Raw genomic sequence first — 17,411 nt, forward strand, 5'->3', positions numbered from 1 at the left:
GAATTCGTTTATGGATGAATCGTAGAGAGCCTATGTAGCTGAGAAATAGGTATTCTACATAAACGTTCACGCCTGTGAGTTGTTATTCTGAACGTAATTAGGAATAAACCGGTGCAACCGTTATCTGCGAGTCTTATGACTCATTGAGCTATTTTGTGTGAACAAAATAGGAAATTAGGTGGAACCACGTTTTCAAACGTCCTTTTGGCAAATGCCAAAAGGGCGTTTTTTTATTAAGGAGGATTAAAGATGCAATATATATTAGAAATATTACCTTCATTATTTTCTGGGGTAGTAACTACTTTAGAAATTTTTGTTTTAACAATTGTACTATCAATTCCGTTGGGAATTATTGTTTCACTAGCATTGACTGGAAAAAGTATTATCAAGTTAATCTTTGAATTCTATGTCTGGATCATGCGTGGAACACCGCTATTATTACAACTTATTTTTATTTTCTACGGGTTACCAATTATTGGAATTGTATTTCCTAGATTTGAAGCAGCATTATTCGCATTTACATTAAACTACGCAGCATATTTCGCTGAAATATTTAGAGGTGGTTTTCAATCAATTCCAAATAATCAATTTGAAAGCGCTAAGATGCTTAGATTGAGTCGTTGGCAAACTTTACGCAAAGTAATTATTCCACAAGTCGTAAAAATCGTTTTACCATCAATTGGAAATGAAGTAATTAACTTAGTTAAAGATTCATCACTAGTTTATGTAATTGGAATTGGCGACTTATTACAAGCTGGTAATATCGCCACAGCAAGAGACGTTACATTAGTACCGTTGATTTTAGTTGCTATATTCTACTTGGCATTAACTGCGATATTAACTATTGCGTTACGTAAATTAGAACAACACTTTGATTACTGGAGATAGAAAGGGGGAATAGTCATGTTTAAAGTAAGTAAATTAAATAAGAGTTTTCAAGGTAAAACAATTATTAAGGATATGGATTTATCAGTAGATGATGATGAAATTTTAAGTATCGTTGGACCTTCAGGTGCTGGTAAAACAACTTTACTTAGATGTATTACTGGATTAGAACAACCGGATTCTGGTAAGTTTATTTTAGATGGAAAAGAAATTGATCCATCAGATTCAACTCAATCTGTTATTGGTGTTGTATTCCAAGATTTTGGATTATTCCCTAATCTAACGGTAATTGAGAATATTATTTTAGCTCCACAATTAGTTTTGAAAAAATCAAAAGATGAAGCTGAAAAAGAGGCTCAAGAGTTAATTGATAAACTAGATTTAACTGGAAAAGAAACACTATACCCATATCAATTATCCGGTGGACAAAAACAACGCGTGGCAATTGTTAGAACATTAGCAATGCATCCTAAGATTATTTGTTATGACGAACCAACATCTGCTTTGGATCCAAAACTTAGTGAAGAAGTTGGAAAGATTATATTAGATTTAAAACAACAAAAAATAACACAGCTTGTGGTAACTCACGATATGTCATTTGCTAAACAAGTTGCTGATAAGGTGAAAGAAGTTAAACCATTTAAAGAGGGGGAATAGTATAATGTCGAAAAAGATAAGATATAGTGGCATATTCACAATTCTTCTGTTAACTATCTTCATCCTAACTGGTTGTTCTTCGGTTACTAAAAGAGCAGATCATTACGATAATTGGAATAGAATTAAGCAAAGCAAAAAGATTACTATTGGTCTAGATGTTACTTTTGTTCCAATGGGGTTTGAAAACAAGAGTGGAAAAATCACTGGATTTGATGTTGATTTAGCTAACGCTGTATTTAAGAAATATGGAATTAAAGCAGTATTTCAACCAATCGATTGGTCCATGAACGTTACAGAACTTCGCAATACAACGATTGATTTAATTTGGAATGGTTTTTCGATTACTCCAGAACGAGAAAAAGTGGTAAACTTTAGTACACCATATTTGTCCAATGACCAAGAATTAGTAACTCTTAAATCTTCTAACATTAATAAATTTAGTGATATGGAGGGCAAATATTTGGGAGCACAAAGTGGTTCGTCCGGACTAAATGATATAAATGATCAACCGCAATTATTGAGAAAGTATATTAAGAATCAATCACCAATTTTGTATAACTCTTTTACTAATGCATTCATTGATTTGAATCACGGTAGAATTAGTGGATTATTAATTGATAGCACTTATGCTAACTATTACATTGCACACCAACCTAATCCAGATGATTACAAGATTGTAACAGGTGCTTTCCCAAGAGAAGAATTTGGTGTCGGAATTAGAAAAGGCGATAAAACATTAAAAAATAAGATTAATATCGCTTTGAAACAACTAGCTAAATCCGGAGAACTTAAAAAGATTTGTGAAAAATGGTTCGGTAAAAATTATAGAACACCACTTTTAAAAATAACTAAGCAAACTAAGTAGAGGTGAATTTGATGAATATAGCGATTAATGATGGAGTGGAATTAAATGTTATTCCTGAGGATAAATTTAAAACTATTTCCTTTACTGTAGACTTAATTGCAGAAAATGAAAAAGAAAATTTAGCTAAACGTGCTGTCTTAGCTGAATTAATGGAAATTAGTAATGAAGATTATTCAACTCAATCTAAATTAGCTAGAAAGCTTTCATCAATGTATGGAGCAACTTTTGGGACTAATGTTTTGAGATATGGAAATTTATCAGTTTTAAGAATTTCATTGAGCATTCCTAATCCAAAATTTTTTGATTCATCAGAAAATATACTAAATGAAGCAATTGAATTTTTAAAAGGTGTATTATTCCACCCGTTAGTTAGTGATGGAAGTTACGATGAAAAAACGTTTGAATTGCAAAGAAAAAATATGAAGAAGTATGTTTCTTCGATCGCTGATAATAAGCGGTTCTTTGCTTCCACTAAGTTAAAAGAATTATTCTTCAAAAATGATATCAATCGCGGGATATTCTTGTATGGCCGAGAAGATGATTATGACGATATCTCAGCTAAGGAAGAGTATGATTATTATCAAGAAGTAATGGCAAACGATAACGTTAAAATATCTGTTATCGGGGATGTTAACGAATCAAATATGCTAGATTTATTTAAATCATTTGAGTTTGGACAAAAGTCATCGATAAGACGAATTATATCTTTATCTGACTTTGCTGTTAATAAAGAAGTTGAAGTTGTCAAAAAACAAATTAATTCTTCACAAAGCTATTTAAACATGGGATATAGACTGCCTGTTTTTTATGATGACGATGAGTTTATGGCGGCAGTCTTATTCAATGCTGTTTTTGGTGGAACCCCACAATCAAAATTATTTAAAAATGTAAGAGAAAAGAATAGTTTAGCTTATAGCGCAAGTAGCAGTTATAGCTCAATTAATGGATTTTTAATGGTATCTACAGGAATAAACGCCAGAAACTATCAAAAGGTTATTGATATAGTTGAGGAACAACTAAATGAAATGATCAACGGAAATATTGATTTAGATACGTTGAACAGTATTAAAGCTGAAATGATAAACGCTAAGAAGTCCGTTTTAGATAGTCCTAGACAAAGTATTGAACAAGAATTTACTAACACTTTATTAAATAGAAAAGTTTCCTTTGCAGAATGGAAACAATCTGTTTTATTGGTTAGCGTTTCGGATATAGCTAGGGTAGCTAGAAAGTTAAAATTAAATTCAATTTTCTTTTTAGAAGGGCGGATTAAAAGTGGAGATTAAAAATTATCAACAATATGGCGATAAAGTTTATATTGATGAATTAGAAAATGGTTTATCAGTAGTGATGATCCCCAAATCTGGATATCATAAAACTTATGCTACTTTTTCAGTCAATTATGGTTCTATTGATACCACGATTAATGGAAAAAAATATCCAGCAGGAATTGCTCACTTTCTAGAACATAAAATGTTTGATAAGAAAAATCATGATTCAATGGATGTTTTTTCTAAATATGGGGCATCATCAAATGCATTTACTAACTTCAATAAAACTAGTTATTTATTTGCAACAACTGATAATGTTCATGACAACTTAATGGAACTTCTTGATTTTGTTCAAGATCCTTATTTTGATGAACAAAAAGTTGAAAAAGAAAAAGGGATTATTGGACAGGAAATAAGTATGTATGATGATAATCCTGGTTCGGTATTATTTTTCAAAACGATTCAAAATATGTATCCCGATACACCACTTAATGTTGATATTGCAGGTAGTCAAGAATCAATTAATAAGATAACTAAAGATGATTTATACGATTCATATAATTACTTCTATCAACCTAATAACATGCAACTTACCATTGTAGGAGATATCAATCCTGATGAAACATTAGGATGGGTCATTGATAATCAAAAGCAAAAGAGTTCTCCAAACGTAAGATCAATTAATAAAACACTAATTGAATCTAACGATATAGTTAAAGAAACCACGGAAGAAATGGATGTTAGCATACCTAAAGTAGCAATTGGAATTAAAGGTAGTAGCGAATTTAATAACGATATCAAATATGAATTATCAATTTCACTATTATTACAAATGCTGCTTTCAGAAGGATCAGAAGTATATGAAAACCTCTATAACAAAGGTATTATTGATGATTCATTTGGCTTCGATTTTGATTGTGAAGATCAATTTAATTATGCAATCTTTGCTGGTGAAACTGATGATATAGATAGTTTTTATCAAGAAATTTCAAAAGTTCTATTTGGTTTTGAAGATATTGTTAAAGAATTGAATGATGAATTTGAACTGATTAAGAGAGAAGAAATTGGTCAACATATTTCAATGATGAATTCAATTGAAGCAGTATCAAACAGTGTTAACGATAAGGATCATAACTATCGTAACTTGTATGATGAAATCGATATTATTAAATCTTTGCAATTAAGTGACATAATTTACTATGGTAAAATGTTATTAAAAGAAGAATTTATGGTGAAAAATATCATTTTACCTCAAAAATAAATGATAACGCGGTTTAGATTATTGGGTATGGTATGATATACTATAAATATAAAATAATAAATAAGTGGAGTAATACCTATGCAAAATAATAATGGAAAACAAGTAGAAATTGGTAAATCACTACAAGAAGCGCGTATTGCAAAAGATATGTCTATTGATGACATTCAAAAGATTACCAAAATCCAAAAACATTATCTAGAAGCTATTGAGCAAGGTAACTTTGAAGAACTACCTGGGGAATTTTATGTTAGAGCTTTTATCAAACAATTCGCTGATACTGTCGGAATCGACGGAATTGAATTGTTGAATGAACATGATGAAAGCTTGCCTGATACTCAAAGCGAAGAATATGCTGAAAAAGTTTCAAAGGACGATGTAAACAAGAAGGTTGCACGTCGTAGCAAAGCTGAAAGAAAATCATCTTTCCGTAAACTATTACCAACTTTTGGAATCATCGTTGCTATTTTGGTAGTTGTTTTTGGGGTATGGGCTGTTGTTGTTCATACTAATAATTCTTCACAAACAAGTATTAGTAGTAGTTCAGTCTCTGTAACTGGTTCATCTGAATCTTCTGGTTCAGCTAGTTCATCAAGTAAAAAGGCTGATAAGTCAAAAGATGATCAATCAACTGAAACTAAAGTTAAAGAAGTAAGCACTACTAAATACGAAGTTACTGGACAAAAGACCAACAAAATCACTCTTGAAGCTTCTGCTAGAGCATGGTCATCAATCATGGCTGATAACAAGTCATTATTCCAAGGTCTTCAAAACTCTGGGGAAAAGAAAACAGTTGATGTTCCTGAAAACACTTCTAATGTTGTCATTTCCTTAGGTAACGTTAAGGGTTCAAAGATTATGATTAACGGAACAACTGTTAAGCTTGATGAAAAGACACCATTAACTACACAAATTACATTTACTTTTAAGAAATAAAAAAAGGGGCTTATTAAAGCCTTTTTTTATTTAAAAAATGGGGGATAAACATGAATTTACCTAATAAATTAACAATTGTAAGAATTTTATTAATTCCGGTTTTCATTATTCTATTATCATGTTCAATCAATATGGGAACTGTTATCTGGTTAGGAACTAGTATTCAAGTAACAAGAATTGTGGCAGCACTAATATTTGCTGCAGCATGTATTACTGACTTTTTAGATGGACAAATCGCAAGAAGACAACACCTAGTAACCAATTTTGGTAAATTTGCTGATCCGCTTGCAGATAAAATGATTGTGATGTCAGCATTCATTATTTTAGTTTCATTTGGTTTTGTACCAGCATGGGTGGCAGCTATAATCGTGTGCCGTGAATTAGCAGTAACTGGATTAAGACTAATCGTGGTTGAAAATAATGGTGAAGTAATCGCCGCTGCATGGCCAGGTAAGATAAAGACATTTAGTCAAATGATCTCAATCATTTTATTACTGCTAAATGACTTCCTATATGTTCCATTCACAACAATTGGTTTTGGAACAATCATTTTATACGTTTGTTTAATTTTCACTATTTACTCTGGAATTGAATATTTTGTAAAAAGTAGATTTATTTTTGAAGATTCATTCAAATAAAAACAATATTTTTAACGTATCTTTATAATGAAAGGTCGTAATTTTATGCAATTTGACACGTCAGTAATTAATAGATTAATTGAACAAAATAAGTCTATTACAGCAGCAGAAAGTCTCACTGCTGGATTATTTCAAGCGACTCTTGGGGATGTAGCAGGGGTATCTAAGATATTTCCAGGAGGATTTGTGACTTACTCTAATGAGGCTAAAGCAAGTCTATTACAAATTCCGCAACCCATTATCCAAGCTTGTGGAGTTGTTTCTAGTGAAGTTGCAATTTGGATGGCACAACAATCTAAACAAATAATGAAAACTAATATTGGGGTTTCATTTACTGGTGTTGCTGGTCCAGATGGACTTGAAGGACATCTGTCAGGAACTGTATTTATTGGACTAGATTATGATGGAATGCAGTCTGTAAAAGAGTGTCACTTTGAAGGAACAAGACAAGAGGTTAGGGAACAATCTGTTGCTGAAGCACTTGATTTGTTAAAATTACACGTAAAATAAAAATGCGAACTTTTGTTCTTTTTTACTTGCTTTTTTAAAGATAGATTAGTATAGTATAAATATCGAATAGTTATTAAAGGGAGGTCAAATTAATGGCTGATGAACGAAAAGCAGCTCTAGATGGAGCCTTAAAACGAATTGAAAAAGAATTCGGTAAAGGTTCTATTATGAGAATGGGTGATAGAGGGGATACAAGAATCTCAACTATCCCAACCGGATCTTTAGCGTTAGATAATGCTTTAGGTGTTGGTGGATTCCCACGAGGAAGAATTGTTGAAATCTATGGACCAGAAAGTTCTGGTAAGACTACCATTGCACTTCAAGCAGTTGCCGAAGTACAAAAACAAGGTGGTACAGCAGCTTATATTGATGCTGAAAATGCCTTGGATCCAGTATATGCAACTAATCTAGGTGTTAATATTGATGATTTACTATTATCACAACCTGACACTGGTGAACAAGGATTACAAATTTGTGATGCCTTAGTATCAAGTGGAGCAATCGATATCGTTGTTGTCGATTCAGTTGCTGCTTTAGTTCCTAGAGCTGAAATTGAAGGTGAAATGGGTGACGCGCATGTTGGTCTACAAGCAAGATTAATGTCACAAGCTCTTCGTAAACTTTCAGGTTCAATTAACAAAACTAAAACCATTGCACTCTTTATTAACCAAATTAGAGAAAAAGTTGGGGTTATGTTTGGTAACCCTGAAACTACACCGGGTGGACGTGCCCTTAAGTTCTACTCAACTATTAGACTAGAAATTAGAAGAGCTGAACAAATTAAAGATGGTACTGATATTATTGGTAACAGAACTAAGATTAAAGTTGCTAAGAATAAGGTAGCTCCTCCATTCAAACGTGCTGAAGTTGATATCATGTACGGTGAAGGTGTTTCTCAAACTGGGGAACTTGTTGATATGGCCGTAGAACAAGACATCATTAATAAGTCTGGTTCATGGTACTCATATGGCGACGAAAGAATTGGTCAAGGTCGTGAAAACGCTAAGCAATTCTTGAAGGAAAACCCAGATAAAATGGAAGAAATTAACTTAAAGGTTCGTGCTGCATATGGAATGGGTGAAGATGTTCCAGAAACCAGTGATGAATCAGCAGAACAAACTAGTTTAGATACTGGTGAAGAATAAAAAGCCGCGAGGCTTTTTTATTTTTGCCAAAAACAAATATGATGTGTTGACACTTCACTAAGTAAAATTTAAAATATAGTAGTGCACACGTATATGCACTTATAAAAAAATTTAATTAACATTAGATGATGTGGAGGTGTAATAAGCCTATGACTTATTTGTTACCTATAATCCTCGCAATCATCGCTGCTTTTGTGGTGGGAACTACTGTTGGTATCTTTTTTAACAAGAAGATTGTTGATAAGAAATTGACTAAGGCTCACATGAGTGCACAAGATATTTTGGAAGATGCTAAACGACAAGCTCAAACGTCTGCTAAGGAAGCAATTCTAGAAGCAAGAGAAAAGAGTAATCATTATCGTTCTAACATTGAAAAAGAAATTAAGCAAAGACGTATTGAAGTTCAACGACAAGAAAATCGTCTAATTCAACGTGAAGATTCTTTAGATCGAAAAGATGACGCTTTTGATAAGCGTGAAGATTCATTGAACAAGCGTGAAGATTCATTGAACAAGCGTGAAGAAAAGCTTAACTTGAACCAAAAGAAGCTTGAACAAAAGCAACAGCAAGCTGATATGCTAGTTAAACAACGTCAGGCTGAGTTAGAACATATTTCAACACTATCGCAAGAAGAAGCACAAGAGCTAATTATTAATGAAACTAAGCAAGAATTAGCTGATGAACGTGCCAAGATGGTTAAGGATAGTTATAATTTAGCTCGTAAGGAATCATCTGAAAACGCTAAAAATTTAGTTATTGAAGCAATTCAACAAAGTGCTGCTGATATTGTTTCTGAAACTACTGTTTCTGTTGTTAATCTACCTAATGATGATATGAAGGGTAGAATTATCGGTAGAGAAGGAAGAAATATTAGAACCTTCGAAACTTTAACAGGAATTGATTTAGTTATTGATGATACCCCTGAAGCTGTAGTATTAAGTGGATTCGATCCAATTAGACGAGAAGTAGCCAAGATGGCACTTGAAAGTCTAATTAAAGATGGAAGAATTCATCCCGCTAGAATCGAAGAAATGGTTGAAAAGAGTCGCCGTGAACTTGATGAAAAGATTCAAGAAATTGGTGAAGAAACAGTATTCGATTTAGGTATTCATTCAATGAGTCCTGAAATGATTATGATGATTGGTAAATTGAAATTTAAGATTTATCATGGTCGTAATGTTTTAAGTCATTCTATTGAAGTTGCCAAGCTAGCTGGTGTATTAGCCGCAGAACTAGGTGAAGATGTCGTTTTAGCTAAGCGCGCAGGATTATTGCACGAAATTGGTCGCTCTGCTGATAATGATAATGAAGGTTCACATATTGACCTTGGTGTTGATTTAGCCAAGAAGTTTAAGGAAAGTCCAGTAGTGATTGATTCTATTGCATCCGATAACGAAGATAGCGAACCTAAGTTTATTGTTTCTGAATTAGTAAATATCGCAAACAAGATTGCGATTGCTAGACCAGGTGCCAAGAGTAAATCTCTTGAAAGTTTTGTTCATCGTCTTGAAAGTTTGGAAACAATTAGTGATAGCTTTGATGAAGTTAAGAAGAGTTATGCTATTCAAGCCGGACGTGAGATCAGAGTGATTGTTAAACCAGAGAAAGTTTCTGATACTCAAGCTGTTGTATTAGCAAGAGATATTAAAAATAAAATTGAAGAGGATATGGAATATCCTGGTCATATCAAGGTTACAATTATAAGAGAAGTAAGATCAATTGAATATGCAAAATAAAAAAGGCGATAAGCCTTTTTTATTTTGGTTAAAACGGTGTAAAATTGTACATATATAATAACGGAATTGAGGATAGAGATGAGAATACTATTTTTAGGGGATGTAGTTGGTAATTTAGGAGTAGATATGGTTGATCAATATCTATCTAAATTGAAACACGACTTTAAACCACAAGTGACAATTGTAAATGGAGAAAATTCAACGCCAGTAGGAAGAGGAATTAGCTACAAAGTTTATAAGCAATTAATGAATGATGGAGCTGATGTCATTACTTTGGGAAACCATGCGTGGAATAATGAAGAAATTTATGATTTCATTGATGATAGTAAAAATTTAGTGCGCCCATTGAATTACCCGGGAAAAGACGTTCCAGGTGCTGGATATACAATCGTTAATGTGAACGGTAAGAAATTAGCGGTGGTTAATTTACAAGGAAGAATTTTTATTGATCCAATTGATGATCCTTTTCAAAAGATTGATGAATTATTAAACAAGATTGAAAAAGAGGTAGATTATATTTTCGTTGATTTTCATGCGGAAACAACAAGTGAAAAAAAGGCGATGGGTCTATTTCTGACTGGAAGAGCTTCCGCCGTTGTAGGAACTCATACCCATGTACAAACAAATGATAATCAAATTTTAAATAAACAAACTGCGTACATAACTGATGTAGGAATGTGTGGTCCATTTAATAGTGTTTTAGGGATGAAATATGATAGTATTATTCATCGCTTTTTAACTCAAAGACCCACCAGATTTGAAGTGCAAAATGAGGGTGACCAAATTTTATCAGGATGTGTAATTGATTTAAGAGATGATGGAACTGCTAGATCCATCAAAACAATCTTAATTGATCCGAGTCATCCATATAATAGATAGGGGGATTTTAAATGGCTAGTAAAGCTAAACAAACACCAATGATGGAACAATATCAAAAAGTTAAGGATCAATACCCAGATGCTTTTGTTTTTTATCGTTTAGGTGATTTTTATGAAATGTTTAACGAAGATGCCGTTAAAGGTGCGCAAATTCTAGAATTAACACTTACATCTAGAAGTAAAAATGCTGATAATCCAATTCCTATGTGTGGAGTTCCCCATAAAGCTGTTGAAGCTTATATCGATACATTAATCGATAAAGGATACAAAGTAGCGATTTGTGAACAAATGGAAGACCCTAAGACTGCTAAAGGAATGGTTAAAAGAGCTGTTACACAATTAATCACCCCAGGTACAAGAACAGCAATGGGTGCTGAAAATGCGAAGGAAAACAACTACTTAACATCAATAGAATATGTAGATGGTAAGTATGGCTTTGCATATGCCGAATTATCTACAGGTGAATTGAAGACAACGGTCTTAAGCAGCATGGATAGTGTCGTAAACGAATTAATGACATTGCAAACTAAAGAAGTAATTGTTAATTCCGATTTACCACAAAAGGATATTGATATGATTAATAAGCTAGGAATTTTAGTGTCTTACCAAGACAATATGCAAATGTCTGAAGACATGGAATACCTAGTTGTTAATCTTTTAAATGAAGTTGAAAAACAAGTAGTTAGTCGTTTAATTACTTATATTACTGACACGCAAAAACGTAGTTTATCCCATATGAAACCAGCAATCGCTTATCAACCAGCTGAGTTTTTAAAAATGGATCATAATTCACAATATAATCTAGAGTTAACCAAGAACTTAAGAACAAACAAGAAGTCTGGTAGTTTGTTATGGTTATTAGATGAAACAAAAACTGCAATGGGTGGTAGAAAGTTAAAGGAATGGATTGATCATCCTTTAATTAACCAATCAGAAATTAAAAATCGCCAAAACCAGGTCAATGATTTATTAGATCATTACTATGAACGTAGTGAAATTAAAGATTTATTGGTAAAAGTTTATGACCTTGAAAGATTGGCTGGAAAGGTTTCATTCGGTTCTGTTAACGGAAGAGATTTAGTGCAATTAAAGACATCACTACAACAAATTCCTAAAATTAAATATATTTTGGCTGAAATGGAAACTAAATCATTTGAACAAATTGATAATGATTTAGATCCAGTCGAAGAAGTGGCTGAATTAATTGAACAAGCCATCATTAGCGAACCACCAATTTCGGTAACAGAGGGTGGCATTATTAATGAAGGATATAACGAAGTGTTGGATCAATATCGTGATGCAATGAATAATGGAAAACAATGGATTGCTGAACTGGAAAATAAAGAACGTGAACTAACCGGCATCAACAACTTAAAAATCGGTTATAACCATGTTTTTGGCTATTACATTGAGGTATCTAAAGCTAACTTAGCTAAGCTGCCAGAAGATAGATACGAACGTAAACAAACATTAACTAATGCCGAAAGATTTTCTACTACGGAGTTAAAAGAAAAAGAAAAGTTAATCATTGAAGCACAAGAAAAGTCCAAAACATTGGAATATGATTTATTTAGTGAAGTTAGAGCAGTTGTAAAAACAGCAATTCAAAGATTGCAAAAACTAGCCAATGCGGTTTCTAGTTTAGATGTTTTACAAAGTTTTGCTTCAATTTCAGATGAATACCGTTTAGTTCGTCCGACATTAAATGACAATCATACTTTGGAAATCGTTGATGGAAGACATCCAGTAGTCGAAAAGGTAATGGGACATCAATCTTATGTTCCAAATGATGTGATTATGAAACCTGATACCAACGTTTTATTGATAACAGGTCCTAACATGTCTGGTAAAAGTACTTACATGAGACAATTAGCGTTAACTGTTATAATGACGCAAATAGGATGTTTTGTTCCTGCTAAATCTGCTAATATGCCAATTTTCGATCAAATTTTCACTAGAATTGGTGCTGCTGATGATTTAATTTCAGGCCAAAGTACATTTATGGTGGAAATGAAAGAATCAAACCAAGCAATTCAAAATGCTACTGATAACAGCTTGATTTTATTTGATGAAATTGGAAGAGGGACAGCCACGTATGATGGAATGGCTCTTGCTCAATCGATTATTGAATACGTTCATAATAATATTCATGCTAAAACTTTATTCTCAACACATTATCATGAATTAACTGAACTATCTGACTCATTGAAACAACTAAAAAACGTTCACGTTGGAGCTGTAGAAAAAGACGGAGAATTAGTATTTTTACACAAGGTACAATCTGGTGCAGCTGATAAGTCATACGGAATTCATGTTGCTAAGTTAGCTGGATTACCAGAATCATTGTTAACTCGCGCGGATATTATTTTAACTGACTTAGAGCAAAACGATATTGCTGCTAAACCGGTGGTTATGGCAGAAGATGCAGCTCCTACCAAAAAGCAAGTTGAAGAAAATTATGATGACGATTTACAGCTTTCATTATTTAATGACGATAGTAAATCAGCGCCTAAATCAACTGAAAATGATAAAATTATTAAGGCAATTAAGAACCTTGATTTAATGTCTAAAACACCAATGGACATTATGAATGAAGTATACAAATGGAAAAGAGAAATTGATAAGTAATAGGGGTGAATAATCTTGCATAAAATTCATGAATTGTCTGCTATTTTAGCCGATCAAATTGCAGCTGGTGAAGTTGTCGAACGTCCTGCTTCTGTTGTAAAGGAATTAGTAGAAAATGCGATCGATGCACAAAGTACACAAATTGATATCAACATTGAAGATGCAGGATTAAAGAAAATCGAAATCATTGATGATGGAATTGGTATTGACCAAGATGATGTTCAAATTGCATTTAAGCGTCATGCCACTAGTAAAATTAATGATCAAAAAGATTTATTTATGGTGCGGTCACTCGGTTTTAGAGGAGAAGCACTACCTTCTATTGCTTCAGTTTCAGATGTTCATTTAAAGACTTCAACAGGGGATGAAGGAACACAAATTCACATCAAAGGTGGCAAGGTTGAAGATATTAAACCTTCTGATTCAAGACGTGGAACCAGTATTTGTGTTGAAAACCTATTTTTTAATACTCCTGCAAGACTAAAATATATGAAGTCGCTTCGGACAGAATTATCACAAATTTCTGATATTGTTGATCGATTGGCAATTGGTCATCCTGATATTGCGTTCTCTTTGGTTCATAATCATAAGGAAATATTACGAACTTCTGGACGAGGGCAATTAAAACAGGTGATTGGTGATATTTACGGTGCCAAAAATTTGAAAAAGATTATTAAAATAAGTAATCAAGATGATGATTTTACAATTGATGGTTATGTTAGTTTACCGGAGCTAACTAGATCTGCTCGCAGCCATATTACGATTAATTTGAATGGTCGATATATTAAAAACTATTCTTTAGTTAAAGCGATTACTGACGGTTACGGTTCGAAGTTAATGGTTGGAAGATATCCAATTGCAGTTTTAAATATCAAATTAAATCCTATTCTAACTGATGTAAATGTTCATCCAACGAAACAGACGATTAGGATAAGTAAAGAAGGTCAGTTATGTAATTTGGTTGCTAAGACCATTTATGATACGATTTATAAAGAAAATCTAATTCCAGATGTGATGACTAGAGATAGAGCGGTTAAGCCTAAATATACTAATCAACAATTACAAATGGAAATTAATCAATATAGTGTTTCTAATCATCCAAAAACTAGTGACGAAGAATTAGTTCAACCCAATTTCACTAGCAATGATAGTGAAGACAAAATTGATAGTGAAGTCGATTTAAAAATTTCCAATATTGACTCAATTTTTATCACAAATAGAAATCAATTAAACGATGATAGCGTGATCGAATTTACGCAGAAATATGCTGTGCCGGCTACACCTTTTAATGATGAAGAAGATGTTTTAGTTGAAAGTAAGCCAGCTGAAGTAAGATTTCCTAAGTTGTTATATATTGGTCAATTGCACGGGACTTATTTAATCTGTGAATCTGATGACGGAATGTATATTGTTGATCAACATGCAGCACAAGAAAGAATTAACTATGAAAGATTAAGAGAAGAAATTGGTGAAGTTTCTGATGACCAACAAAATCTATTAGTCCCACTAGTTTTAAACTACCCAAATAGGGATGCATTGATTATTTCTGAAAAATTAGAGACCTTAAAAAAAGTTGGATTAGATATTGAAGCTTTTGGAAACAATAGTTTTATTATTAAACAGCATCCAACTTGGATTTCAGAAGGTACTGAAGAAGAAACAATTAGGGAAATGATTGATTGGGTACTATCTCATAAGGATATTTCAGTAGCTGATTTTAGAGCTGATACAGCGATTATGATGAGTTGTAAACAAGCAATCAAAGCTAATCATCACTTAGATAGAAAGCAAGCTGTTCACTTGCTAGATGAATTAGCAACAGTTAACAATCCATTTAATTGTCCTCACGGTAGACCGGTTCTGGTTTCTTTCTCTAATACAGATATGGAAAAAATGTTTAAACGAATTCAAGATCCACATGGACAAGATAAATTTATGTAAGCGAGGAAAACAATGTTCGAATATTTAAATGGAACTATTCAAGATGTACAACCTGGTTTCATAGTATTAGACGTGAATGGAGTTGGGTACTTAGTTTATACCTCTAATCCATACGTCTATACAGTAGACAATAACGAAAAAGTAAAAGTGTTTATTCATCAATCAGTCACTGACACTTCTCAAACCCTTTATGGATTCTCAAGTAGAGAATTAAAATCGATTTTTGAAAAGTTATTAAATGTTTCTGGGATTGGACCTAAGAGTGCACTTGCAATTATTGCGGGTAATGATCCGCAATCATTGCTAAATGCGATTAACACTGAAAATGTTACTTATTTAACTAAATTCCCAGGTGTTGGTCAAAAAACAGCTAAGCAAATTATTCTTGATTTGAAGGGTAAGCTTGATGATATTGCACCAACATTGTTTGATGAAGTTGATGATAACGTATCGATTAGTAATTATACTTCTGATAATCAAGAGTTAGAAGATGCGCTGGAAGCACTAAAAGAATTAGGATATACAGCAAAAGATATTAAGAAGGCTCGTAAAGCATTAGAAGAAATTCCTGCAACAAGTACCGAAGAATACTTAAGACAAGGGCTAACAGCAGTTACCAAATTTTAAAGGGAGGATTCATAAATGAATGATGACCGCATCGTCTCTGGTGATATTGAGGGACAAATGGAAGATTCTTTCGAAAAATCACTACGTCCACAATTCTTATCAGAATATATTGGACAGGATGATTTAAAAGAAGAATTGTCCGTATATATCAAGGCAGCTAAACAGAGAGAAGAAACGTTGGATCATGTATTGTTATATGGACCTCCGGGACTTGGTAAAACCACATTAGCAATGGTTATCGCTAATGAAATGAATACCAATATAAAAACTACTAGTGGACCAGCAATTGAAAAGACTGGTGATTTGGCAGCGCTATTAAATGAACTTCAACCAGGTGATATTTTATTTATAGATGAAATCCATCGACTACCTAAAACAGTTGAAGAAATGTTATATTCCGCTATGGAAGATTTCAGTGTGGATATAGTGGTTGGCCAAGGTCCTACAGCGCATCCAGTGCATTTACCACTGCCACCATTCACATTGATTGGTGCCACCACAAGAGCGGGGCTGTTATCAGCACCTTTTAGAGATCGTTTTGGAATTGTCGAACATATGAAATACTACAATGTAGAAGATTTACAAGACATTGTCATTAGGTCAGCTGACATATTTGAAACTGAAATTGTAGATCAAGGTGCTCATGAAATTGCACGTAGATCTAGAGGAACACCTAGAATTGCAAACCGCTTATTAAAGCGAGTTCGTGATTTTGCTCAAGTTGACGAAAAGGAAAACGTTGATGTAGAAATTGTTGATAAAGCATTAACAATGTTAGGCGTTGATAATAAGGGACTTGATGCTACTGATATTAAATTGTTGAAAACCATGATTGAGTTTTATAACGGTGGTCCAGTTGGTGTTTCAACGTTAGCCGCGAACATTGGTGAAGAAGTGAATACAATTGAAGAAATGTATGAACCATATTTGCTACAAATTGGATTTATTAAGAGAACCGCAAGGGGGAGAGTGGTTACGCAAGAAGGTTATACCCACTTAAATTACCCGTATAATCTTGATAAGTAAAACTGGACGAAGTAGGTAATCTTTGGTAACATATATACTAAATTATAGAAGGCACGGTGAGTTAAATGATTCAAAACTACAGTGGATTTATTATTTTAATCGTTTTATTTGCGATTATGTATTTCTTGGTTATCAGACCACAAAAGAAACAACAACAAAAACATGCTGAAACTTTAAAGCAACTACAAAAAGGTGACCACGTTATCACAATCGGTCGTTTACACGGAATCGTTGATGACATCAACGAAGAAGAAAAAACAGTTACTCTAGACTGCGATGGTATTTACCTAGTGTTCGATTTAACTGCTGTTGCTAAAGTTACAGAACGTGTAGCAGAAGCTAAGTCTGAAGAAGCAACTGAAGCTAAGGAAGACAAAGAATAATTAAATAGTATTTTTAAAGACAGTTAT

At 33.2% G+C, this 17,411-nt stretch carries 16 protein-coding genes and 1 other annotated feature (1 of these 17 cut by a window edge); all 16 genes read left to right on the forward strand.

Annotation, left to right across the window (positions count from 1 at the left end; genetic code table 11):
• Positions 1-207 (forward strand) — a binding site (T-box leader); it begins 17 nt to the left of the window's first position.
• A 42-nt stretch (positions 208-249) separates the two neighbouring features.
• The 16 genes from ABWU86_RS00490 to yajC all read left to right on the forward strand — a co-directional run bounded on the left by ABWU86_RS00490 (position 250) and on the right by yajC (position 17,384).
• Complete coding sequence (locus tag ABWU86_RS00490) at positions 250-888, forward strand: amino acid ABC transporter permease (protein WP_293793500.1); 639 nt, start codon at positions 250-252, stop codon at positions 886-888.
• A gap of 15 nt (positions 889-903) precedes the next feature.
• Positions 904-1,542 carry an amino acid ABC transporter ATP-binding protein gene (locus ABWU86_RS00495; protein WP_353320870.1) on the forward strand — a complete coding sequence of 213 codons (639 nt, stop codon included), beginning with the start codon at positions 904-906 and terminating at the stop codon, positions 1,540-1,542.
• A 4-nt stretch (positions 1,543-1,546) separates the two neighbouring features.
• Positions 1,547-2,407: an amino acid ABC transporter substrate-binding protein gene (locus ABWU86_RS00500; RefSeq protein ID WP_353320872.1), complete on the forward strand. Its 861-nt coding sequence runs from the start codon at positions 1,547-1,549 to the stop codon at positions 2,405-2,407.
• An 11-nt stretch (positions 2,408-2,418) separates the two neighbouring features.
• On the forward strand, positions 2,419-3,693 hold the full coding sequence (gene yfmF / locus ABWU86_RS00505) for an EF-P 5-aminopentanol modification-associated protein YfmF (protein WP_353320874.1): 1,275 nt from the start codon (positions 2,419-2,421) through the stop codon (positions 3,691-3,693).
• The gene (gene yfmH / locus ABWU86_RS00510) at positions 3,683-4,939 is read left to right on the forward strand and encodes an EF-P 5-aminopentanol modification-associated protein YfmH (RefSeq protein WP_353320876.1); all 1,257 of its coding nucleotides are present in this window, start codon (positions 3,683-3,685) and stop codon (positions 4,937-4,939) included. The genes yfmF and yfmH overlap by 11 nt, the downstream gene beginning before the upstream one ends.
• A 78-nt stretch (positions 4,940-5,017) precedes the next feature.
• Positions 5,018-5,872, forward strand: a complete 855-nt coding sequence (locus tag ABWU86_RS00515) for a helix-turn-helix domain-containing protein (protein ID WP_353320878.1) — start codon at positions 5,018-5,020, stop codon at positions 5,870-5,872.
• Between the two features lie 50 nt (positions 5,873-5,922).
• Positions 5,923-6,510, forward strand: a complete 588-nt coding sequence (gene pgsA / locus ABWU86_RS00520) for a CDP-diacylglycerol--glycerol-3-phosphate 3-phosphatidyltransferase (RefSeq protein ID WP_293793507.1) — start codon at positions 5,923-5,925, stop codon at positions 6,508-6,510.
• 45 nt (positions 6,511-6,555) lie between these two features.
• Positions 6,556-7,020: a nicotinamide-nucleotide amidohydrolase family protein gene (locus ABWU86_RS00525; protein ID WP_353320881.1), complete on the forward strand. Its 465-nt coding sequence runs from the start codon at positions 6,556-6,558 to the stop codon at positions 7,018-7,020.
• A gap of 92 nt (positions 7,021-7,112) precedes the next feature.
• Positions 7,113-8,165, forward strand: a complete 1,053-nt coding sequence (gene recA / locus ABWU86_RS00530; protein ID WP_293793509.1) for a recombinase RecA — start codon at positions 7,113-7,115, stop codon at positions 8,163-8,165.
• Positions 8,166-8,314: 149 nt separating this feature from the next.
• On the forward strand, positions 8,315-9,901 hold the full coding sequence (gene rny / locus ABWU86_RS00535) for a ribonuclease Y (protein WP_353320884.1): 1,587 nt from the start codon (positions 8,315-8,317) through the stop codon (positions 9,899-9,901).
• A 78-nt stretch (positions 9,902-9,979) separates the two neighbouring features.
• Complete coding sequence (locus tag ABWU86_RS00540) at positions 9,980-10,780, forward strand: TIGR00282 family metallophosphoesterase (RefSeq protein ID WP_293793511.1); 801 nt, start codon at positions 9,980-9,982, stop codon at positions 10,778-10,780.
• 11 nt (positions 10,781-10,791) lie between these two features.
• Positions 10,792-13,407 (forward strand): DNA mismatch repair protein MutS, encoded by a 2,616-nt coding sequence (gene mutS / locus ABWU86_RS00545; RefSeq protein WP_353320886.1) that lies wholly within the window; start codon positions 10,792-10,794, stop codon positions 13,405-13,407.
• Between the two features lie 15 nt (positions 13,408-13,422).
• Positions 13,423-15,348: a DNA mismatch repair endonuclease MutL gene (gene mutL / locus ABWU86_RS00550; protein WP_353320888.1), complete on the forward strand. Its 1,926-nt coding sequence runs from the start codon at positions 13,423-13,425 to the stop codon at positions 15,346-15,348.
• Between the two features lie 12 nt (positions 15,349-15,360).
• Positions 15,361-15,975 carry a Holliday junction branch migration protein RuvA gene (ruvA, locus tag ABWU86_RS00555; RefSeq protein ID WP_293793514.1) on the forward strand — a complete coding sequence of 205 codons (615 nt, stop codon included), beginning with the start codon at positions 15,361-15,363 and terminating at the stop codon, positions 15,973-15,975.
• A gap of 15 nt (positions 15,976-15,990) precedes the next feature.
• Positions 15,991-17,001, forward strand: coding sequence for a Holliday junction branch migration DNA helicase RuvB (ruvB, locus tag ABWU86_RS00560; protein ID WP_293793515.1), 1,011 nt, complete (start codon positions 15,991-15,993; stop codon positions 16,999-17,001).
• A 65-nt stretch (positions 17,002-17,066) separates the two neighbouring features.
• On the forward strand, positions 17,067-17,384 hold the full coding sequence (yajC, locus tag ABWU86_RS00565) for a preprotein translocase subunit YajC (protein ID WP_293793516.1): 318 nt from the start codon (positions 17,067-17,069) through the stop codon (positions 17,382-17,384).
• Positions 17,385-17,411 lie beyond the last annotated feature (27 nt).

The sequence above is a fragment of the Apilactobacillus pseudapinorum genome (genome assembly GCF_040369555.1).
Classification (GTDB): Bacteria; Bacillota; Bacilli; order Lactobacillales; family Lactobacillaceae; genus Apilactobacillus.